This is a genomic window from Novacetimonas sp. GS1, assembly GCF_036686925.1.
Taxonomy (GTDB): Bacteria; Pseudomonadota; Alphaproteobacteria; order Acetobacterales; family Acetobacteraceae; genus Novacetimonas; species Novacetimonas hansenii.
Genome location: NZ_VSZP01000001.1, coordinates 1,277,501 through 1,299,955, shown reverse-complemented (window position 1 = coordinate 1,299,955; position 22,455 = coordinate 1,277,501). Strand labels below are relative to the sequence as shown.

Below are 22,455 nucleotides of genomic sequence, written 5' to 3'. Positions count from 1 at the left end.
CCTCCGCCATCTTGCATCGCGCGGCATAAGACCACACAACTGCGCCCATGCCATCCCGTGTATCCCGCACTGCCCCGGCAGTTCCCCTTCCGCGCAGCCTGACGTCCATGGCGCAGTTACGCGCCGCATGCCGCGACATGCCGCCGCCCGATGACAGTATCGACGCCCGCATCGCCGAACGCGACCTGACCCTGACAAAGCCACCAGGCAGCCTGGGCCGGCTGGAACATCTGACGGCATGGCTGGGCCGGTGGCAGGGGCGCGCATGCCCGGCGCTGGATCATGTGCGCATTATCGTCTTTGCGGGAAACCATGGTGTCGTGGCGCAGGGCATCTCCCCCTGGCCCGCCAGCGTCACGGCCCAGATGGTGGCGAATTTCGAATCCGGCGGCGCTGCAATCAACCAGATCGCCCGTGTCGGGCAGGCGGAACTTCGCGTGGTGCCCCTGATGGAATTGCGCCCCACGGCGGATTTCACACACGCCCCGGCGATGGAGGAGGCCGCATTCCTCGACGCCATCAATGCCGGCATGCACGCCGTGGGGGAAGAGACAGACCTTCTGTGCCTTGGCGAGATGGGAATCGGCAACACCACCGCCGCGTCAGCCATCGCGGCGGCCCTGTTCGGCGGGCATGGGGGGCAGTGGGCCGGGCGCGGCACCGGCCTTGATGCGGCAGGCGTGGCGCACAAGGGCGCCGTAATCGACCGGGCGCTGGCGCGGCATGAAGGCATGCTGGATGATCCGCTTTCGGTGGCGCGGATACTGGGTGGGTATGAACTCGCGGCGATCATGGGGGCGGTCCTTGCCGCGCGGTGGCGGGGAATTCCCGTCGTGCTGGACGGATTTATCTGCACCGCCGCCGCCGCCCCGCTGGCACGCATGCATCCGCATGGGCTGGACCATGCCGTGCTGTCGCACTGCTCCGCCGAAAACGGTCATGCCGTGCTGGCACGAACGCTCGGGCTGTCGCCGCTGCTCGATTTCGGCCTGCGCCTTGGCGAGGCATCGGGCGCGGCACTGGTGATCCCGTTATTGCGCAGCGCGGTGGCGTGTCATACCGGCATGGCGACATTCGCGCAGGCACAGGTCAGCGGCCGCGCATGACCAACCTGCCGGCATGCCTGCGCGCGGATATCGTCTGCGGGGTAGGCCTGCTGACACGCCTGCCGATGGGATGGCTGGCGCGCGACGGGTTGCCCTATTCCATGACGCGCTGCGTATGGACATGGCCGATCATCGGCGCATTGTGCGGAATGATGGGCGCGGGGGTGGTCGTTGCGCTGTCCCACCTGCGGATTGCGCCATTACCCGCCGCCACGATCGCGGTGGCGGTGCAACTGCTGCTGACGGGCGGGCTGCACGAAGACGGGCTGGCGGACATGGTGGACGGGTTTGGCGGCGGGGCGACACGTGCGCGCAAGCTGGAGATCATGCGCGACAGCCGCATCGGCAGTTACGGGATGATGGCGCTCGCGCTGGCGCTACTGGCACGCGTGGGGGCCATCAGTGCCCTTCCGACCGGGCTGGCGATCATGGTGCTGCCTGTCACCGGGGCACTGGCGCGTGCGGCGATGGCCGGGCTGCTGGTCATGCTGCCCCCCGCACGCAGTGATGGCGTGGCCGCCACGATGGGGCACATCCCCTGGCCCGCGCTGCTGGCATGCGTCCTGCCGCCGGTCATGCTGGCACCGTGGCTTCTGGGTACGTGGGCGGGAACGGTGGCCATCTGTGCAACACTTGCCCTGGGTGGCGGCATGGCGCTGCTTGCACATCGGCAGATCAGCGGCCACACGGGCGATGTGCTGGGGGCGACGGCATGCCTTGGGGAATGCGTGCTGCTGGCGGTCGTGCCTGCCGCCCTTGGCTGCGTGGCCGGTTGAACGCCCCCTGTTGACACGAAATTTCTGGCTGTGGGGGGGCCGGATATCCTTCAGCCCACGGACGGTACCGCCATGCCGCGGGCATCCGCATGGGCGCATTCGCGGAACGTGCGGGCCTGCATGACATGGACAGTGCCCATCGGTGGTGCCTCAGCAAGGAGCGAGGCCACATCCCCCCGCGCCAGTGCGCGCATCAACCGCAACGGCCCCCCATGCGTGACCACCGCGCACGAACGCCCCTGCCGCATGACATCCCCCCAGAACGCACCGATGCGGGCGCGCAACGCACGACCATTCTCCCCCTCGGGAAAGGTATATCCCTCCACATCACGTGCCCATGCCTCAAGGTCGGAGCGGGGCACATCACGCCACAGCATTCCCTCCCACCTGCCGAAATCCAGTTCGTGCAGACGCCCGTCAACATGCATTTCCAACCCCAGCGCGGTCGCGATCCGCTGGGCCACAAGCCGACAGCGCGTGGCGGGAGATGTAAAGATGACTTCGCACCCGATGCCACGCATGACCGCCTTCATGCCGTCGGCCACCTGTTCCCAGCCAGCCTCCAGCATCATGTCGGCGCGTCCGTAACACCGCCCCAGCGCATCGCGGACCGCGGGATGCCGCGCGAGCGCCACCAGAAATTGATTATCCATAACGCCCTGTCCCGCCTGCACCCGCCAAAAACCGCCCGCAGGTTCCGACAGGAACACCCCGCGCACCATCCCCATCGGCATGGGGCAGATATCCGGTGAACACATGCCCACCGTGCGAACGGCATGGATCGGGCCGGAACGGCGCATTCCTCGCTTAAATGTTATGCGCGCGACATGGGGTGGCTGGCCTTAAACGGAGCCTGCCTCAACTTTACAGACATAGATATCTTCTGCATATCTGCATTGTTTTCGCACAAATCTTCAGGAATCATCTATATGCTGGCCACCGTGCCCTGCGGTGGACGGGGCAATACGGAGAAAAACATGCGGATATGGGCCTATGCCTGTCTGCTTCTGTGCCTGCCTGTCCACGCCCAGGCCGGAAGTGCCTATAAGGTGAAGCACCAGACCGTCGCCTGTGGCGACGATGCCGCCCTGAAGGCCCTGAACGACCGGACCAACCCGCGTGCAGCCGATCCCGCATGGCGACATGCCATGATGGCGCAGGGGCAATGCTATACCATTACATCCGACATGCGCTGGGAAAAAATCGCCAACCGCAACGGGCTGCCGCTGCTGCGCCACAATCCGCCGGTGGCGGGCATGCCGCCACTATATTTCATGTCGTCCGACATTGCCGACCTCACCGCCCCGGCCATCACCAGTGGCAGAGCGACCGATGCCCCCGCCACAACACCCTCCCCCACACCGCCCGCAAACGGCACGGACCCGCAGGACGCCAGTACACAGGCCCAGGCACCATCGCCATCCGAACCTGTCATCATCGCCCGCACGGACCCGCCCGCACCCACTGACCTGTTTTCCATCACCGGTGGCTTCCAGAAACTCGGGTCAATGCTTCTCTCCGCTTTGCTTGCCCTTGGGGCGGGCTGGCTGCTGTGGGTTCTTTATCGCGTGATCATGGCATTCATGGGGCGACGTGGCGCCCTGCGGCAGGCCACGACACTGGTGGATCGCAATGCCGGGCTGCTGATCCAACGCCGCCTGCATGCGCACGAAGGCCAGGCGGCCCACGGCCATGCCCCGGCCCAGCAATGGCAGCGCGAGGTCATCCGTTTCTGCCGCACCACTTTGTTGCCCGCCCTTGCCGGGGATGGGCGGGAGCGGTACTGGTGCGACATCGAACGCAAGGTCCACGCGCATATCGACGCCGTATCCACCCGCGCCCGACCACGCCCCGACCTGCGCCTTGTCACGCCCCCGCCCTATCGGGCAGACATGACATGCACGCAGTATGTGGCCTATTGCATGGGGCTGCTTGAAAAAGCAGGCTGGGATACCCGCATGTCAGGCAATGCAGGACAGGCCGCCACGGTCATCGTGGCGACGAAGGACGGACTGTCCATGGTTGTGCAATGCTGGACCGAACGCAGGCCGGTGGAGGAAGAAACCGTGCGCCAGTGCATCGCCGCGCGTTCCGGCCTGTCGGCGCGGATCGCGGTGGTTGTCTCCAGCGCCCCTTATACGCAACAGGCGTTACAGATGGGAAAAAGCAGCCGCGTCTTCGTTCTGCATCACGAAGAGCTGCAGAAATTCGCAAGCCAGGTCGAAGCCCCGCAGGTCGCCTGACCCCACCGCCGCCATCATCGGGGCACATGGCATTGAACTTTCCCGCCCGCCGGGACATAGGGCACACAGGCCCACATATTTCCGGGCCTGCATGCGGGGCACCATGTCCCGATATTTTGTGGAGAGTCGTGCATGAGCAAGCAAATCACTGTCGTCGCCATCGCGGAAGCCAGGCCCGGATGCGAAGCCCAGGTCGAAGCCGCGATCGCCGCCTGCGTGCCGCCATCCCGTGCGGAAGCCAGCAATGGCGGATATGTCCCCCACCGGGATGAGGCCAACCCGTCACGGTTCGTGTTCGTCGAACGCTGGGCCAGCCGCGAGGCCCTGGCGGAGCATGAAAAAACCCCGCATTTCCAGGCCATGGCCAAAAGCTTTGCCCCACTGCTGGCAAAGCCGCTTGAAGTCATGATCCTGGACCCGATCGACCAAGAAGCTGTCTGAAAACAAATCATTGATAAAAAAGAAAAGTTTCTGGGTGCCGCCTTTTTGAAAAAAGGCGGCGTCTTCTGAAGCTTTTTAGAAAAAGCTTCACCAGAAACCTTTATAATTTCAGTATGTTATCGCGACTGACTTTTCAAACAGTCTCTAAAAAAAGGGGCTGTTTGAGACAGCAACCCTGATAATACGTTAAGCGAACGCGACGTTTGGCAAATCCCCAAAAGCAAATGATCGCCGCAAGCCTTTATTGCCCATCCCTGCCTCAGGGCCTGTCAGGTCAATTATGGCCCTGCCGGGCGGCCAGCGCGTTGAAACACACGGAAATCCCATGCGCCTGCTCGGGCTGCGCATCCCAGAATGTCGTATCGCTGGCGCGCTTCTGCCCCGTGATCCGCATCGCGCAGTAATCGAACACCGCACGGCTGTCACGCAGCCCCAGACAATGCTGGATGCTGACAAAGCTGACGTCATCGCCCTGCGTATGCGATGCACGCGCCGTCACATAGGAACCACAGCGTTTGAGGGCGTCAGACGGTGCCTTGAGAAGCAGGATCTGGCGATAGGCTTCCTCCTCGCGCTGTATGCACACCTGTTCGCCGGATATGCCGGGGGGATGGGTTGCCCTGCAATGGGCCTCCACCTCCCCACGCACATACCCCCCTTCGTCCGAGGAGTTGGCCCAGTTGCTGTCCGTTGTCCGGCGATAGGTCAGCACCGCTGCGCGCCGCGCCGGGTCCACCAGCGCGAAATCCAATGCCCGCGACCCACAGAACAACGTCATCTGATAGGTATCGGAACGCGGCTGTTCCTGTGTCGCATGGGCATCCGCACTGCCAAAGACCAGATAGAGAGGATGCAGCGGCGCGGGGCAGAGCGGGCGACCTGAGGGCATGAGGGGATTTTCTTCGTCCAGCACACGATAGACAAGCCCATCTTCCACATTCGTATCGACGGGCTGTACGTCCATTCTGCTACCGTTGGTGAAATCCAGTGCCGTTTCCGACATCCGCACGTCGCCGGTCATGCGCGTGGTCCGGGCATCGGTCGCACGCAGCACGAAATAATGGGGGGCGCCGGACGCCAGTTCATCGGCGTCAAAACGCTCATCCTCCGCCCGGGCTGCGCACAGCGTCCCGAAAAGGAACAGAAACATAAAAAGCAGTCCGCGCACCACCATCGCACCCCATGATCCACGCCGTCGCGCATGCCACGCCCTGAACCGTCCCCGGCGGGGATGGCGTCGCGCTGGCCCCGTCTCGATACCGTACCCCACCGGGGGGCACAATTTGTTGTCGCGGCCCACGCTGCCCCCGATCGAAAGCTCCCCTTGTCAGACATGAAGATGTCTGACAAGTTCGAGCGCAACCCGGAACAACACGCCAGGACAATGAACGAAGTTTTTCCCGTGTATATCGAGCGCGTTATGCTGCGTGCCATCATGGCGCGCCGCCTTGTGCCCGGTACCTGCCTGAGCGAGGGGCGACTTGCCTTCGCCTTCGGGGCGTCACGCGCGACCGTGCGCGAGGCCCTCGTCAGGCTGGAGGCACGCGGGCTTGTCAACGTGGTGGCAAAGCGCGGATGGTTCATCCCCGAACAGGGATGCGACGAAATCCACGCAACATGTGAGGCACGGCGGATCATTCAGGCGGGTATCCTGCACCTGACGGTTCCCCTGTCGGCACAGGCTGCGGGCTTTGTGCGCCATCACCTGGCGCAGCAGCAGGCCGCGCTGGAGGATGGCGACATCAGCCATGTGTGCTTCATGCTGGCGGATTTCCATGTCTGCCTGACACGCCTGATCTGCAACCCGGCCATGACCGAGACCATGCGTTCGCTGATGGCGCGTTCAAGCCTTGCGCACGGGACACCCACGATACAGGCGGCCCGCATCGTGTATGCGGCGCATGTCGCGATCGTGGAGGCGATGTGCGCAGGCGATACGACCCGTGCGCGCGACCTCCTGCTGGAACGGATCGCAGCGACCGCACCCCCGCCACCACCGCGCAACAGCCATCATCCCCCGGACCTGAAGGCCGCGCTGGCCCCTGTCCTTTATCGTATCGCAAGGGAAAAAAACCTTTCGTCCCCTGCCCTCACCCCATATCGGCAATCGGAAACAAACGCATGATCCCTCCCGGAACCGCCCCCGAAGACGACGTACATATCCTGCCGGATGGGGATGATGAAGGATATCACAAAGGGCTTGGCAAACGTCAGATCCAGATGATCGCCATTGGTGGGGCGATCGGCACCGGCCTCTTTCTGGGTGCGGGATCACGCCTGCAGATCGCAGGCCCGTCGCTTGCGATCGTCTATCTGGTGTGCGGGTTCTTTTCGTTCCTGATCCTGCGCGCCCTGGGTGAACTGGTGATGTATCGCCCCACTTGCGGCAGCTTCGTCTCCTACACGCGCGAATTTCTGGGCGAGAAGGCCTCCTTCGTCGCAGGATGGCTGTCATTCCTGAACTGGGCCATGACGGGCATTGTCGATATCACCGCCGTTGCACTGTACATGCATTTCTGGGGCACGTTCGAACATGTGCCGCAATGGGTGTTCGCCCTTGGCGCGCTGGGTATCGTCACCAGTATGAACATGATCGGCGTCAAATGGTTCGGGGAAATGGAATTCTGGTTCTCCCTTATCAAGGTGGTGGCGCTGTCGCTGTTCCTGATCGTGGGGGCGGCCGTGCTGGGCCTGCGCATGCCTGTCGGCGGGCATGGGACCGGACTGCACCTGATTTCGGAAAATGGCGGACTGTTTCCCCATGGGCTGATCCCCGCGCTGATCCTGATGCAGGGGGTTGTCTTTGCCTATTCCGGCATTGAACTGATCGGTACTGCCGCAGGCGAATGCGAAGACGTGCGCACCTTCCTGCCCCGCAGCATCAACAGCGTGATCTGGCGGATTGGCCTGTTTTATGTCGGTTCGGTCATCCTGCTGGTCTGCCTGTTGCCATGGACGGCATATCATGCGGGCACCAGCCCGTTCGTCACGTTTTTTCAGGCGCTGGGCATTCCGGGCATTGACACGGTCATGAACATCGTCGTGCTGACCGCCGCCCTGTCGAGCCTGAATTCCGGCCTGTATTCCACCGGCCGAGTGTTACGCGCCATGTCGCTTGGCGGCACGGCGCCGCGTTTCCTGTCCTATATGAACGGTAATTCCGTACCGGCGGCAGGGATCGGGCTGACGGTTGCGATCTACCTTGTGGGGGTGGTGCTGAATTACGTGGTTCCCAGCCAGGTCTTTGAAATCGTCCTTAACTTCGCCTCGGTCGGCATCATCAGCACCTGGGGCTTCATCCTGCTCAGCCAGATCAGGTTGCGACAGGCCATCAACCGTGGCGAAATCGCGCCCACCGGCTTTCCCATGCCCGGTGCGCCGCTTACCGCGTGGCTTTCTCTTGGCTTTCTGGGCTGTGTGCTGTTCCTGATGCTCTGCGATTATCCTGCGGGCACAAGCACGATCGCGGCCATTCCGGTCATTGGCGGCATCCTCGTGCTGGGCTGGTGCATGCTGCGACGCAAATAAAATCAGCATGCAGGGGCAAATGGCAGCCATACCTTTTTAAACTCTTGTTCCATTGCGTATTTTATCTTTTCCTCCCCGCCATGCCGGGGAGGATCGCGGATATGTGGCACGGGGCAAGACAGATCATGATGCCGTAAAACCGACACGACACCGCAGCCCCCCTCATGCCCCCGGATATGCCCGCCCGGTTTTCCGCACGGGCTCCAATGCCAGCCCGGCGAACCCGAGTCAGTCTATTGCCTGCCCACACGCCCCATGGCGCGAGCCATGGAAAGACACACCACCGAGTTGCCCCAACGCCGCATGCAGGATGCCGCCCCCGCCCGGGTGTCCCCTGTCGGCCTGCGCTGTGCGCGTGCCTTGTGCTCCTGTGTGGTGTGCTGCCGGCATTGCCCCTGCACGCGGCCGGCACGGGCAATGGTTCGGCAGGCGGATCACAGGTGCCCTCCCCCGCCTATGAACAATGGTATACCGGCTCCCTCATCTCCCCCTCCGGCGCGTTGACGCAGAAGGGGGTTTTCGCGTGGGAACCCTATTTCTCCTACAGCACACCGACGGGATTCCTCGACAGCGGGGGGCATGGGCAGCCGATCCATGACGGGATGCACGAAATTTCGAATTTCACGCTGTACAAATACGCCATCACCAATGCGATCAGCATCCAGACCACCCCTACCCTCAGTTACGGGTGGCGAAAACATGGCGACACCACCAGCGGCGCGAAAATAGGGGATGTGCCCGTCGATGTGATGTGGCGCTACCTTGACGCTGATCCACGCCGCCTCATCCCGGCACTCAGCATCTTTGCCGGTGTGGCCTTTCCCACCGGGGATTACCGCAACCTTGGCCGCAGCGAGGATGGCGTGGGCAGTGGGGCCTATACGTTCCGTCTTGCCCTGACGGAACAATCGACTTACGTCCTGCCCGGTCATCATGCCCTGCGGTTGCGGGTATGGGGTACATGGCGCCGCGCGCTGGGTGCCGCACGCATCACCAACACCAGCAGTTACGGCACAACGTCAGGTTTCCGGGGCGCGGCACATCCCGGCATGTATGGCGAAAGCGGATTTTCACTGGAATATGGCATCAATCAGAAATGGGTCCTTGCAATGGACCTTGCACGGGACTGGGCCGATGGGGCGTATATCCATGGCCGCAATGCACAGGGCCGCCTGATACGCACCACCGGCGACGGGTCAGGGGACTGGATGGTCGCCCCGGCCATTGAATATAACTGGTCACCGCGTTTTGGCATCATCGCCGGTGTGTCCGCGCTGTTCGCCGGGCACAACACGGCACGCGTCCTGTGCCCGCAATTCGCGTTTAACAGTGTCTTCTGAAGGTAGGTCCCGGCAAGAGACCGTTTGAAAAATCAGGGCCAGCGCCCCACTGGGAGCACATATTACAAAACCATGCCTGCGCAATGTCTTTGGGCGCAGCATCACCAGAAACCTTGTTATGGAAAGGCGATGCTGGTCAGGCAGGCTTTCAGAAAACTTTCAATATGCCTGATTGATTTTTGAAAAATCCATTCAATGCCAGAAACTGCGGTTGCCGGATTTTTCTGCTCCGCCGTTGATAAAGCCCTTCATCCACAAGACGGCGTGTAAACATCACGCTGACAACAGATGAATTTTTATTCTCCAGATTTCACTTTAAATAACATGAGATTTTTTCAAATATTTTTGAAAAATACTCGCCAATGACTTTTATTGTACCGTGGGGTGCTGGCTTTTCAAAGCGTCTCCAAGACCACCACGCATTCACACCATATTTCGCAATCTGACATTTACCGTTCCCATCAGGGAATATCGAACAGTTCCTGTATACGCACCACCGGCAGGTCAAGCGCAAGGCACAATGCCAGCATGATCCGCGCCTGACGCGGGCGCAGGCGCCCTGCCGCCATGATGCCACGCTGGCGCAGGTCATGGCGTGCCAGCGTGGCACCCGACGATCCCTGACTGGACATGACGATGGCGACACCCTGTGCGCACACCGCGTCGATTTGTGCATTTTCCGCAGGCGCGCACATTCCCGGCAGCATGCTGGCCACCACGATCCCCCGTGCGCCTGCGGCATGGAACGCCGCGATTGCCGCCCCATCACCACCGGAATAACTGTAGCAGATATCCACACGCGGCACGCCATGCCTAAGACGTGCCAGAACATCGCCGTCAATATGCCTGCGCGCAACACTCTGGCGTGCGAAACAGACCACATCCCCCTCAATCACGCCAAGCGGGCCGAAATCAGGGGAACGGAACGTATCCAGGCGATAGGTCGAAGCCTTGGTCACGCTGCTGGCGGCATGGATTTCATTATCCGAAACCACCAGAACCCCCTTGCCCCGTGCCTGCGCACTCGCCGCGACAAGGAGTGCCGCATGCAGGTTCGCCGGCCCATCCGCACTGATGGCGCTGGCGGGACGCTGCGCACCGACCAGCACGACAGGACGTTCCCCATCCAGAACAAGGTCAAGGAAAAACGCAGCCTCCTCCAGCGTGGTGGTTCCGTGCGTCACCACCACACCCGCCATGTCAGGACTGTCACGCAGCAGGTCGCGGATACATTGCGCAAGCACAGCCCATTGCGACATATCCATATGGCTGCTGTCTTTTTGTGAAAACGCGATTTCACGAACACGAAAACGCGCCCGCACCACATCAGGCAGCGCCGACAGCAGGTGGCCGCCCCCAAGGTCATGCCCGATTTCCGCATAATCAACGGTATCGCACGGATTATCCGAATGGCGGGCAATTGTCCCGCCGGTGGAAATGACCGTGACGAAAGGCAGGGAGGCAGCATCAGGCATGGAAAGGAACAATCCGTTATGAACGCAGGATGCTTTACTTACGCGCGGGTACGCGCGCCGACAATGCGTCCCCCCGTCAACGGATGGCCAACCCCTGTTGTTTCAGGCGCAGAGATCGGCAGGCCCAGCAACGAACGCACGGCCAGAAAGCCGAAACATTCCGCCTCCAACGCATCACCGTCCCACCCCAGTCCGGAAACAGGGGCCACGATACCAGGCAGGGTTTCACGCAACCCACGCATAATGACCGGGTTATGCACCCCACCGCCACAGATGTACCACGCACGCGGCGTCTGTGGCAGGGGAACGGAGGCAATACCCGCCACGGTAAAGGCCGCAAGCGTCGCCGCCCCATCCTGCGCCGAAAGGTGCGACACCATCGACAATGCGCGGTGAAAGGACTGCCGGTCCAGCGATTTTGGCGCGGGTCGTGAAAAGAACGGGTCAGACAGCAGCGCATGCAGCACATCCGCATCCACCTGCCCCCCACTGGCAAGACGCCCGTCAATATCGCACGGATGGCCGGTATGAAGGCGCGCCCAGTCATCAAGCAAGGCATTGCCCGGTCCCGTATCGCAGGCATGCACGCGCCCATCCGTATCCAGCAGGGTCACATTCGCCACCCCGCCGATATTGACGATGGCCACCGGTCGCTCCTGCCCCAGCAGCAGGGCGGCATGGTAAAAGGGGGCCAGTGGCGCACCTTCCCCACCATGCGCGACATCCGCACTGCGAAAGTCATGGACAACCGGAATGCCGGTTTCCCGATACAGCAGGTCTGCATCCCCCACCTGCCATGTCCGGTGCGCCAGCGGTTGATGCAGCAGGGTCTGCCCATGAAACCCGATGACATCGACATGCGGGTTTCCAGCTTTGTCCCGCAGGGCCTGCACGGCTTCGGCATGGCGCAGGGTCAGGGCATGTTCCACCTCGCGCACTTCGGGCGCATCCGCCGACAGGTTCGGCGCACGGTCCAGCAGATCGCGCATCCGCTCCCGCAGGGCCGGGGCATAAGGCAGCGAAAGCGACGGCCCACGGGCACCGACCCTGTGTCCGTCCGTTTCGATCAGGGCCGCGTCAACCCCGTCAAGGGATGTGCCACTCATCAACCCAATCGCATGCAACATGCCCATCAATCCTTTTTCCCATCATAGTGCGGACATGCCATGTCACGCGCAATCATGGCCCATGCCTATACAGCAAGGTGGTTATATATTCGAAATGACACCCAAGGAGCCATCACCTTCGTGTCGGCGACACTATATGACAGGAGAACGGACGGAGCAGGATTCATGAAAGGTCTTTATGATGACAATATGATAGCAAAAACACCCTGCCCGGTCCCCCGTTACTGATATGGCCCGGGTTCCGGGGTCCAGCCCGTCAGGAGATGCCGCCCGATTTCCGCATTTTTCCAGTCCACCGGGTCATGCAGTGATAATGTGCGCGCATCGCGCCAGTACCGGTCAAACCCATGCAGGGCATCAGTCCCCCGTGCGCCAGTCGCGGCAAGGATGTCCGATGTCGCGCGTAACGCCGCACGTGTCGCAACGGAACGCGCGGCACTGACCGGCATGGCAAGCGCCGCACGCGACAGGCCACCACGTTCATAAAGGTCCAGCAGCTCTCCACATTGTCGCACGGCGCAGTACGCCACCGACAGGTCCGCCCCCATTTCGCCCACCATGCGCTGCACATATGGATCATCCGTCGCATGTTCGACCTGCGCCGCGCCCCACGGGCGGCTGTGATGCGCGACAAAGGCGCACCCGGCCCGCAGCGCACCGATGCCGATCCCGACCAGGATCGCGCTGAACCCCGCCTGATGGCGCAGGGATGTATGGACCGGCAGCACGCTTTGTGGTGCAAGGGCATTGGACGCCGCGCTGACCCGGACATCATCGAGGATGACGGTGCCTGAATCCGTCGCACGCTGTCCCATCCGGTCCCAGTCGCGCAGGATACGCAGGCCCGGCGCCGAACGCGGCACAATATCAAAACGCAGGCCCGCGCGTGCATCGCCCTGATGTTGCGCGGCCTGTGGATCAAACGAACTGATGGCGATCAGGTCCGCGCCAGCCGCGCCGGTGGCATAGATCTTGCGCCCACGCAAAACCCATTGCCCGTCGGATTGCCCAATCGCCAGTGTTTGCAGGAAACTGTCGGCCGTGCGCCCATTTTCGGCAACAGCCATGCCAATGATCGCGTGTTCCGACATGATATGCTGGGCAAGGTGATGACAGAATGCCGGCGTGGCATAGGAAAATATCTCCCGCACCAGGTCGTCATGCACCTTGTATATCTGCGCCACGGCGGGGTCGGCCGCCGCGATCCTGACCATTACCTCCAACGAGAGGGCCTGTGTCGCGCCCATCCCGCCATAGGCACGCGGAACCGGCAACATCAGCAGCCCCGCCTGTTTCAGCAACGAAACCGCATGCACCGGATAGCGCCCGTTGCGATCATGGTCCGCCGCATGCGGTGCAATATCGGCATCCAATATCCCCTGCACCCGCAACAGCAATGCTGCATCCGCGCGTGAAAGGGCATAGGGAGGGAAAAGGTCGCCCAGCAGGGGTGGCAACATCACCCCGTCAGGAAAAAAAGAGGTCATGTCCAAAGGTTACAGGCTATGGTCATGACCGTTCAATAGCGTAACCTAGCCACCAGCCTTGCGCCGGGTTGCCGCGCGCTCATCACTGAGCGAAAGCATCCACATCGTAAATCCCCCCATCGCCAGCGCACACCCGACCCAGCCAACCGATCCCCACCCCCAGCCTGCGGCAATCGCAAGACCGCCAAGCCAGGGACCAATGGCGTTTGCAAGGTTGAAGGCACTCTGGTTCATGGCGGCGGCAAGGGCCTGCGCATTCACCGCGACACCAAGCAGCCGCGACTGGATCACGGTGCCCAGCCCCCCGCCACAGCCGATCATGAACACGATGGGCATCATGCCCCACACACTGTGAATTGATCCGGGAAACCCCGCCAGGGCCGCCGCATTCACCAGCAGGGTTCCACCGATGGTCGGCATCATCTTGCGATCAGCCGCCCATGCGCATGCCATCGTCCCCACCGTCATCCCCACGCCAAAGACCGCCAGCATGACCGGGACCATGAACGGCTGTGCATGCGTGACCTCCTGCAAGATGGAGGCAAGATAGGTATAGACGCAGAAAATGCCGCCAAACCCGATGACACCAATCCCCAATGTCAGCCAGACCTGGCGGCTGCGCATGGCACGCAGTTCCGTCAGGGCATTGGCCTCGGGGCGCGCCGGATCGGCCGGAACAAACAGGATGACCAGCAGCATGGTGGAAAATGCCAGCGCCGCAATCAGGACAAAGGCCCAGCGCCACCCCAGCAGCAGACCCAGCCCATTCGCCAACGGCACCCCCGCAATCGTCGCAATCGTCAGGCCCAGCACCACGCGGGCCACCGCCTGCGTCCGCTGACGTTCAGGGACAAGGGAGGCGGCGACAATACCCGCCGTGCCGAAATAGGCCCCGTGCGGCAGGCCACTGATGAAACGAAACAGCAGCAGCCATGAAAATGACGGCGCGACAGCCGTCAATGCGCTGCCCAGCACATAAAGCGCGGTCATGCCAATCAGCATCAGCTTGCGGCTGGCCTTTGCCCCAAGCAGGGCAATCAGCGGCGCACCGACACACACACCCACCGCATAGGCAATGATCGCATGCCCCGCCTGCGGCACGGTGACATGCATGTCACGCGAAATCATCGGCACAAGGCTCATCGCCGCGAATTCGGCGGTGCCAATGGCAAATCCCCCCATCGCCAGGATGAAGAATATCCATGTGGGATGTATGGACGCACGCCCGGCCTCGGACGTCCCCACAGCCTGGACGGTCGGTTTTTCGGTCATGTATCTGCTCTGTATGGAAATAAAATAAGTAATGAACCGGCTTTGCGGTTGTCTTTCGCACCGCCGATACACCCACGTCCCCGACCGAAGCAAGCCCCATCCGGCTTCATGGGAAATATTCATCACCCCCCACGAAAAAGATGCAGCCCACCGACATGCCCACAGCACAAGATGGGCCTGATGGCATGTTTCTTCCGTATCATAATTTTATTTGTTTCGATAATATCTTGCCTTGCCGTACAACAGGACTGACACACGACTGTCTGGCATAGGGTCGTCAGGAAGATTTCATGGCATCATCCATACACATTCCCACAGCCCGGCATGCTACGATAGGCGCAGGCCCCACCCTGACCTGAAGCAAGCAATCGCACCGCGGCACAGCCGTGACAGCAAGAAAGGCACGCCATGGCGTTCAATCACCATGACAGCATGGGCACACCGCCCTCCCCTACGGGAGAAAGTGGGAATGCCATGGTCAACATCATCTATATTTTATATCTGATCGGATTTTTCATTCCCGGCACCAGCGCGCTGGGAATCATACTGGCCTATATCAACAAGAACAGTTCCGTACAGCCCTATACTTCGCACTTCCAGTTCCAGATCACCCTGTTCCTTAAGGGGCTGCTCTATGCAGTTGCCGGGCTGATCCTTTATCTGTCGAGCATGGTGGCCGCCGCTGTAACAGGCGGGATCGGGCTGATCTTGGTGATTTTTCCGGCCATGCTGCTGCTATGGTGGGCGGTATGGACGATATATTGCATCATACGCGGCATGCAGGCGATCAACCGCAACCAACCCATAAGCTGAATAACCAGCCCCAAAAACGTCAGGACCTCACATGGTCGCCGGCTGGAAAACCTGTTTTCCAAAAGCCTGACTGACGATCTTAAGGCAACAGGGCCTTCTTGGCGCAGCTTTCTTGAACAAGCCTCAAGTAAAGGTTTTAAAAAGAGGGCGCCCAGACTCTTATTATCTGGTTTGGCGGGGTCTATCCTCGCCCGACATCAGGCAGGCAGTCGTGCGGACGGTTCAGATGACCTGTCACACGCCGCAGCCATTTTCATGATATCGCCATAGCCATCATACCCGGCGAATACTGGCATCTTTACATGCCAGATTGCCGGAGAGCGATCGTCTTCCATCCGGCCGATTACAGACCTTCAGGCATCTCCAGATCGCGACCTACAGGGATGGAGATCATGCCTGCCGAACACTGCGTGCAGCAAAAGGCAACATCTCCCGAACCACCGCAGGGGTACCCGCATCAATGATGTCAGGGCAGGGTCAAGGAAGGGGCAGAACCCCCCGCCTTATGCAACGCGATCGGAAACCAGGGTCGCGATCATCAGCGCGGCAATCATGGGCAGGAAAGAAACCATCGTCAGAGACGACATGGCATGAACGGAATTGGCAAGCAGGATGCTCAGGTTCTGGATCAGCATTTTTTTGTCCTTCATTTTCTCGGTTGCGAGTGACGCGGTAAAAACACGAAATACCGACGCGCCGCAACGGGAAATAATGGGGAACTATTTTCATGACATTTTCATAAGGAATCCGTCATTATTATTTGACCACAAAACAAACATGCGACTGAATCCGCCACCAGAAGACGAAAATACCATTTGAATATTTATGTCGAAAATAAAGGCAATATGCATTCCGCAACCCATCGCGGCATATTGCGGCGCACAAAAAACAAGCGATCTGCCTATTTTTAAAGCAGGACGTTCACGTTTTCGTGATAATTTTGGGAATGTAGGAGATGCATATTTTTGCGTCATACGCAGCCTGCGATGCAAAAATATGCAGGCAAACCAGATTGCCGCCCTTTTCAATAGGATAGCGACATCGGCAGGAAGCGCAATGTAAAATTGCCTCCTGCCGTTGCAGAACGGGACAAAAATCAGCCGCCGTCAAACGCACCATAGTCATAGTGACGCACCGCGCCACCAAAGTTGGAAATCCCGACCGGACCATCCATGGGACCGAATCCAAGCTCGATAAAGACCAGGCGTTGTGGATCCTGCGCCTGTTTCAACGCATCCTCCAGTTCCGGCATACTGTTAACCCGCAGGCATAGCGCCGCATCCTGTTGCGCCATCACCCCCGGCAAGCCCGCATAGTCCCAGTTGGCGATATCATTATACGCCGCCGTTTCCCCCAAAATCATGCGCTCGATTGTATAGCCACGGTTATTAAGCAGAAAAATCACCGGCTTGTGCCCTGCACGCAGGACACTGGACAATTCCTGTGCCGTCATCTGGAACGAACCGTCACCGATGAACAGCAGGTGCCGCCGGTCAGGGCTGGCGTTCAGCGACCCCAGCAAGGCCGGCAGCGTATAGCCGATTGCAGCCCAGACGGGTTGGGAGATGAAATGGCATTCCGCCGGCAGGCGCATATGGGTCAATGCAACCAGCGACGTGCCATTATCCGCCAGCACGACATCTCCCTGCCGCAGGAATGCCTGTATCCGTGCCCAGAACGCGGGTTGCCCCCATGGGGTAACCTCCTGTCCAACCGGGAGCGGCACCGGAACCGGGACCGGCCCCGACGCTGCGTCTGCCACGGATGATGGATGCACATCGCGACGGTCCTTTATCGTCGCGATTATGGCATCGAGCAGATCAGCGACAACCACCCCAAGGAACGTATCCATGCCACAACGCGTGTCAAAGGCCTGGATATTGATAAAGGCGTCAGGATCAAACGCATATGAGAAGTAGCCCGACGTCGCATCCACAAAACGCACGCCAAGCCCGATGATACAGTCCGCAGTCCGTACACGTTCGTATAATTCCGGGGCCGAAGCCTTACCCCCGTAAATACCCAGATAATTCGGGCTTGTTTCACATAACGCCCCCTTACCTGTGGCAAGCGTGGCAAATGGAATGTCCAGCAACCGGGACAATTCGCCCACCCGTTCGCGCAGGTCAAAGCGCCGCACCAGTGCATCCAGAAAAAAGACCGGCTGTGTGGCCTTTGCCAGCCGCTCCATGATGTTCGCAACGGCAGCCTGCAACTGTATCGGATCACTGCCACAAGGCGCGGGAACATCCTGTTCGACCGGAACCTGAACCGAAACACAGCAGGTATCTGAAGGCAGTTGCAGATAAACCGGCCGCTTTTCCCGCCATGCGGCCCCCAGCACGCGGTCAATCTCCCCCGCGGCATCCTGCGGCAGCAGGCGCGCCTGCGCTACGGTGAACTGGGCATAGCAGGCCATGACATTTTCATAATTTCCGTCGGCCAGCGTATGATGCAAAAGTGCCCGCTGCGTGATGGCATGCTGCGGTGGCACGCCAGAAATCATGATGACCGCCACCCCTTCGGCATAGGACCCGGCAACGGCGGACAGGGCGCTGAGATCGCCCACGCCATAAGTGGTCAAAACCGCGGAAATACCTGACAGGCGCGCATCACCATCTGCCGCATAGGCCGCATTGAGTTCGTTACAGTTGCCGATAAAGGCAATGCCCTCGGTCCGTTCAATCAGTTCGAGGAATTCAAGGTTATAATCCCCCGGCACCCCATAGATCCGCCGAACCCCCAGTTTCATAAGGCGTTCAAGCAGATAGGTTCCCACCGATTTACGCGTCGTCATTTTCATGCCTTGTCCAGATGATTCAAGATGTGATGTATCGAGAGCATCACCTTCGACGGAACGGCGCAACCTTTTTGCCTGCATAAAAAAATAATATATGCGGGTTATTTATTTAATAATTTAAATAAACATTCTTCGAAGAAAATATTTGAAAATAATAGAAGGTTTCAGAGGCCATCTTTTTTCGAAAACTCGATTTCCTTCCAAGTTTTTAAAACAATCTTCAACAAACATTTTTTGAAAATTATTCCGAACCTGTTGGAGATTATCGTGACTTGATGAAAGTAGCCGCGAGATGGATCATGACACAGAAAAATCTGTCGGCCTGCTCGCTCCGCATGGCGATGCGCTTGAACTCCTTGAGCGTGTAAAAGGAGTTCTCATAAGATGCCGTGCTTTGAACAGGACCTGAACGAACTGGTGCTTATCGGGGCGTTTTTTGCGCTAGGGGATAACCACACGGGCGGCATGCTTACATATGGTATCCACGCGCCCGTGGACGTCGAACGCCTGGCCGGCGAGATGCCTTTGAAATCCGTTCGTTCAAGAAGGGGGGCTATCAGGTACAACGACCCCATTTTCGTTCATTTGGCATCCGTCAGTATGAAGACGAGTCATATGAATCCTGAAATATATTCAAACATCATAAAAAATAACAATTACCAATAGGAGCAAAAATACTTCTTTATGATTTATCTGCATAATAATTAATAGTTAAAAACCAAAAATATTTATTATATTCCCAATTATTAACAGTCTGACTGAAATCTGCGTTCACAGTCCGGCATTGTTCCCGATCATTAATGAGTGCCATCACAGGTGCGTGGTATCGTTTGCCGACCTTATTGAAATACCATAAAACATCCTATGAATTTATTCAGCTTTCTTTCCTCACTCGTAGGATCACAGGCATCCCATGGATACTTCCACCACTGATGATAATGCCCCCCGCCTGCTGATGCGGCTGACAGTCGCGCTGTTCCTTGGATATATGGCCGTGGCGTTATCGCTGCCGGTCATCGCGGTCTATGTCACGCAATGGCCCGGATATGGCAATATGCTTGCAGGGCTTGCGGTTGGGATTGCCTTTGCCTCCACCATCATAAGCCGTAACCATGCAGGACAACTGGCGGATGGACGCGGGGGGCGCGCCTGCATGCGGCTGGGCCTGGCAGGGTATATCCTTGGTGGCGTGATCTGCGCGGGTGCTGGCCTGCCGATACTGCCGTACCTGACCCGCTACCTTATACTGATGGTCGGACGACTGGTTCTTGGCGTGGGGGAAAGCCTGACAGTCGTGGGCATGCTGGGGTGGGGCATCGGCCTGATGGGGCATGCACGCGCCGGAAAAGTCATGGCCTGGACCGGTATGGCCATGTATGGCGCATTTGCCGTGGGAGCTCCATTAGGGCTTGCACTCTTTCATATGGTGGGATTTGGCGGCGTTATGATGGGGTGCGCCATTTTACCGGCCATCGGGTTGATAATATCCAAAGGAATCACGGCGCCTCCCGTACATGCAGGACGGCGCGAACCGTTCTGGCGCATACTGGGCCGGATCTGGCAGCCGGGATGTGCATTGGGGTTACAGGGGGTTGGCTTTGCCGCGCTGGGAACATTCATTTCGGTGTATTTCATACATCGACACTGGCCGTATGCAGGGCTGGGCCTAAGCTGTTTTGGTTTGGCATTTGTTGCCATGCGCCTGTTATGCGGGCACCTGCCGGACCGGATTGGTGGCGTACGGGTCGCTCTTGTATCACTGGGGGTAGAAGCCGTCGGGCAATATCTCCTGTGGTGTGCCCCCTCTCCTGTCATGGCACTGACCGGAGCGGTTTTGACAGGGGCAGGCTGCTCCATGGTTTATCCCGCACTGGGGGTGGAAGTGGTGCGTATCATGCCGCCACATCTACGAGGAACCGCGCTTGGAGGATTTGCCGCATTTCAGGATCTGGCCTATGGCGCGACAGGACCGCTGACTGGCCTGCTGGCGGATCGCACCGGATATGCCTCAGTCTTTCTTGTAGGGGGGCTCTGTGCCACGATGGCGTTCATTATGACCCTGCATATGGCGGCACGACGCCAGCAAGAGACTATTTTGGAATGACATATTTTCCCGGCAGGCCCTGAAATATTCGGCACATTTATGAAAAAAACATAGGTATGATTTTGATTATGTTCTGATTTATTCCGAAACCGCAGCCACTATGCAGCCTGAGCAATATCTTCTGTCTTCTGGTGTTTTTCTGTAATATCCATGACGCGTATTTTACGCGGTTTGCTTAGAGAGTGTTTGAAAGCAAATATTTTTTCAAAGAGGCGGCGTCTTCTGAAGCTTTTTAGAAAAAGCTTCACCAAAACCCTTTATGATTTTGGTTTGTTATTGGGTCTGAGTTTTCAAACAGCTTTTTAATATTCCCCATCACAACAAAAAAACCCTTTCCATAAAATATGGAAAGGGTTTTTTTCATTCAGGGCTGACTGGAAGATCTGGCGGCGACCGACTTTCCCGTGCCTTAAGGCACAGTATCATAGGCGCTGGGTTTTTTCACGTCCGAGTTCGGGATGGGATCGGGTGGAGCACGTCCCGCCATGGCCACCAGATCATCCAGTCAGTCCTGAGGGACTGTGTGGGAGGTTGGTGCTGAGAGGATAGAGTGGGTGGATGACTGCTGTGCATGTATGTTTTCCACGTTGAGTGGCTGTGTGAATGAGCCTATTGGGCGATTAGGACCAGTCAGCTGCACGCATTACTGCGCTTCCACACCTGGCCTATTGACGTGATGGTCTATCACGGCCCTTGGGGAGACCTTGTTTTGAGGTGGGTTTCCCGCTTAGATGCTTTCAGCGGTTATCCCTTCCATACTTAGCTACCCGGCTGTGCCGCTGGCGCGACAACCGGTGCACCAGAGGTATGTTCATCCCGGTCCTCTCGTACTAGGGACAAATCCTCTCAAGTCTCCAACACCCACGGCAGATAGGGACCGAACTGTCTCACGACGTTCTAAACCCAGCTCACGTACCACTTTAATCGGCGAACAGCCGAACCCTTGGGACCTGCTCCAGCCCCAGGATGTGATGAGCCGACATCGAGGTGCCAAACCTCCCCGTCGATGTGGACTCTTGGGGGAGATCAGCCTGTTATCCCTAGAGTACCTTTTATCCGTTGAGCGATGGCCCTTCCACGCGGGACCACCGGATCACTATGGCCGACTTTCGTCTCTGATCGAGCTGTCACTCTCACAGTCAGGCGGGCTTATGCCATTGCACTCAACAGTCGATGTCCGACCGACCTGAGCCCACCATCGCGCGCCTCCGTTACACTTTGGGAGGCGACCGCCCCAGTCAAACTGCCCACCATGCAGGGTCCCGGACCAGGCTTACTGGTCTCGGTTAGACATCAGAAACAGTCAGGGTGGTATTTCAAGGATGGCTCCACCGGAACTGGCGCCCCGGTTTCAAAGCCTCCCACCTATCCTACACAGAATGTCTCTGATGCCACTGCAAAGCTGCAGTAAAGGTTCATAGGGTCTTTCCGTCTGACCGCGGGTACCCCGCATCTTCACGGGGAATTCAATTTCGCTGAGCCGATGCTGGAGACAGCGGGGAAGTCGTTACGCCATTCGTGCAGGTCGGAACTTACCCGACAAGGAATTTCGCTACCTTAGGACCGTTATAGTTACGGCCGCCGTTTACCGGGGCTTCAATTCGGTGCTTGCACACCTCCTCTTAACCTTCCGGCACCGGGCAGGCGTCAGGCCGTATACGTCGTCTCTCGACTTCGCACAGCCCTGTGTTTTTACTAAACAGTCGCTACCCCCTGGTTTGTGCCACCCGCCTGTGGTTGCCCACGGACGGGTCTTGCTTATCCCGAAGTTACGCAAGTAATTTGCCTAGTTCCTTCAGCATCGTTCTCTCAAGCGCCTTGGTATTCTCTACCAGTCCACCTGTGTCGGTTTCGGGTACGGTCTATATGCCAGAGCTATTTCCTGGAATGCTCCAAAAGCCGGGTCAATCCGATAAGACCCGACAACATATTGCATTCGTCAC

17 protein-coding genes and 2 rRNA genes (1 of these 19 running past the window's edge) are annotated in these 22,455 nt (G+C 59.0%); 9 read left to right on the top strand and 10 right to left on the bottom strand.

Annotation, left to right across the window (positions count from 1 at the left end; genetic code table 11):
• Window positions 1–47: 47 nt before the first annotated feature.
• Window positions 48–1,106, top strand: a complete 1,059-nt coding sequence (gene cobT, locus FYB92_RS05945; RefSeq protein WP_332828351.1) for a nicotinate-nucleotide--dimethylbenzimidazole phosphoribosyltransferase — start codon at window positions 48–50, stop codon at window positions 1,104–1,106.
• Window positions 1,103–1,882: an adenosylcobinamide-GDP ribazoletransferase gene (cobS, locus tag FYB92_RS05940; protein WP_332828350.1), complete on the top strand. Its 780-nt coding sequence runs from the start codon at window positions 1,103–1,105 to the stop codon at window positions 1,880–1,882. Before cobT ends, cobS begins: the two co-directional genes overlap by 4 nt.
• A gap of 50 nt (window positions 1,883–1,932) precedes the next feature.
• Here the strand turns inward: cobS and FYB92_RS05935 are convergent, their stop codons facing one another.
• Window positions 1,933–2,616, bottom strand: a complete 684-nt coding sequence (locus FYB92_RS05935; RefSeq protein ID WP_231106220.1) for a histidine phosphatase family protein — start codon at window positions 2,614–2,616, stop codon at window positions 1,933–1,935.
• Between the two features lie 195 nt (window positions 2,617–2,811).
• On the opposite strand from FYB92_RS05935, the gene FYB92_RS05930 reads away from it, so the two are divergent.
• Together FYB92_RS05930 and FYB92_RS05925 are read left to right on the top strand one after the other, a co-directional pair.
• Entirely contained in the window at window positions 2,812–4,125 is a 1,314-nt protein-coding gene (locus tag FYB92_RS05930; RefSeq protein ID WP_332828349.1) for a restriction endonuclease, read from the top strand.
• A 132-nt stretch (window positions 4,126–4,257) separates the two neighbouring features.
• Window positions 4,258–4,566: a putative quinol monooxygenase gene (locus FYB92_RS05925; RefSeq protein ID WP_003621278.1), complete on the top strand. Its 309-nt coding sequence runs from the start codon at window positions 4,258–4,260 to the stop codon at window positions 4,564–4,566.
• Between the two features lie 274 nt (window positions 4,567–4,840).
• On the opposite strand, the gene FYB92_RS05920 is transcribed toward FYB92_RS05925, so the two are convergent.
• A complete protein-coding gene (locus FYB92_RS05920; protein WP_040512565.1) occupies window positions 4,841–5,716 on the bottom strand; it encodes a hypothetical protein in 876 nt (291 codons plus the stop codon).
• A 51-nt stretch (window positions 5,717–5,767) separates the two neighbouring features.
• Here FYB92_RS05920 and FYB92_RS05915 point away from each other — a divergent pair, with 51 nt between their 5' ends.
• The 3 genes from FYB92_RS05915 to FYB92_RS05905 all read left to right on the top strand — a co-directional run bounded on the left by FYB92_RS05915 (window position 5,768) and on the right by FYB92_RS05905 (window position 9,434).
• Entirely contained in the window at window positions 5,768–6,691 is a 924-nt protein-coding gene (locus FYB92_RS05915; protein ID WP_192265765.1) for a GntR family transcriptional regulator, read from the top strand.
• Complete coding sequence (locus tag FYB92_RS05910) at window positions 6,688–8,094, top strand: amino acid permease (RefSeq protein WP_062809178.1); 1,407 nt, start codon at window positions 6,688–6,690, stop codon at window positions 8,092–8,094. Before FYB92_RS05915 ends, FYB92_RS05910 begins: the two co-directional genes overlap by 4 nt.
• 347 nt (window positions 8,095–8,441) lie before the next feature.
• Window positions 8,442–9,434 carry a hypothetical protein gene (locus FYB92_RS05905; RefSeq protein WP_408891887.1) on the top strand — a complete coding sequence of 331 codons (993 nt, stop codon included), beginning with the start codon at window positions 8,442–8,444 and terminating at the stop codon, window positions 9,432–9,434.
• A 461-nt stretch (window positions 9,435–9,895) separates the two neighbouring features.
• On the opposite strand, the gene FYB92_RS05900 is transcribed toward FYB92_RS05905, so the two are convergent.
• The 4 genes from FYB92_RS05900 to FYB92_RS05885 form a co-directional block, all read right to left on the bottom strand.
• Complete coding sequence (locus tag FYB92_RS05900) at window positions 9,896–10,909, bottom strand: asparaginase (protein ID WP_003621287.1); 1,014 nt, start codon at window positions 10,907–10,909, stop codon at window positions 9,896–9,898.
• Window positions 10,910–10,947: 38 nt separating this feature from the next.
• Window positions 10,948–12,036, bottom strand: a complete 1,089-nt coding sequence (locus tag FYB92_RS05895) for an anhydro-N-acetylmuramic acid kinase (protein WP_040512575.1) — start codon at window positions 12,034–12,036, stop codon at window positions 10,948–10,950.
• 221 nt (window positions 12,037–12,257) lie between these two features.
• On the bottom strand, window positions 12,258–13,523 hold the full coding sequence (locus FYB92_RS05890) for an acyl-CoA dehydrogenase family protein (RefSeq protein WP_332828348.1): 1,266 nt from the start codon (window positions 13,521–13,523) through the stop codon (window positions 12,258–12,260).
• Between the two features lie 45 nt (window positions 13,524–13,568).
• A complete protein-coding gene (locus FYB92_RS05885) occupies window positions 13,569–14,795 on the bottom strand; it encodes an MFS transporter (RefSeq protein ID WP_003621292.1) in 1,227 nt (408 codons plus the stop codon).
• A 408-nt stretch (window positions 14,796–15,203) separates the two neighbouring features.
• Here FYB92_RS05885 and FYB92_RS05880 point away from each other — a divergent pair, with 408 nt between their 5' ends.
• On the top strand, window positions 15,204–15,608 hold the full coding sequence (locus FYB92_RS05880; RefSeq protein WP_003621294.1) for a hypothetical protein: 405 nt from the start codon (window positions 15,204–15,206) through the stop codon (window positions 15,606–15,608).
• A 503-nt stretch (window positions 15,609–16,111) separates the two neighbouring features.
• Here the strand turns inward: FYB92_RS05880 and FYB92_RS05875 are convergent.
• Both FYB92_RS05875 and FYB92_RS05870 read right to left on the bottom strand, forming a co-directional pair.
• Window positions 16,112–16,243, bottom strand: coding sequence for a hypothetical protein (locus FYB92_RS05875; RefSeq protein WP_003621297.1), 132 nt, complete (start codon window positions 16,241–16,243; stop codon window positions 16,112–16,114).
• Between the two features lie 461 nt (window positions 16,244–16,704).
• Window positions 16,705–18,405, bottom strand: a complete 1,701-nt coding sequence (locus FYB92_RS05870; RefSeq protein ID WP_332828347.1) for a thiamine pyrophosphate-binding protein — start codon at window positions 18,403–18,405, stop codon at window positions 16,705–16,707.
• A gap of 916 nt (window positions 18,406–19,321) precedes the next feature.
• Between FYB92_RS05870 and FYB92_RS05865 the strand changes: the two genes are divergently transcribed.
• Entirely contained in the window at window positions 19,322–20,512 is a 1,191-nt protein-coding gene (locus tag FYB92_RS05865; protein ID WP_003621304.1) for an MFS transporter, read from the top strand.
• 381 nt (window positions 20,513–20,893) lie between these two features.
• Here FYB92_RS05865 and rrf read toward each other — a convergent pair.
• Both rrf and FYB92_RS05855 read right to left on the bottom strand, forming a co-directional pair.
• Window positions 20,894–21,009: ribosomal RNA gene (gene rrf, locus FYB92_RS05860) — 5S ribosomal RNA — on the bottom strand.
• A 102-nt stretch (window positions 21,010–21,111) separates the two neighbouring features.
• Window positions 21,112–22,455, bottom strand: a 23S ribosomal RNA gene (locus FYB92_RS05855) (it continues 1,397 nt past the right edge of the window).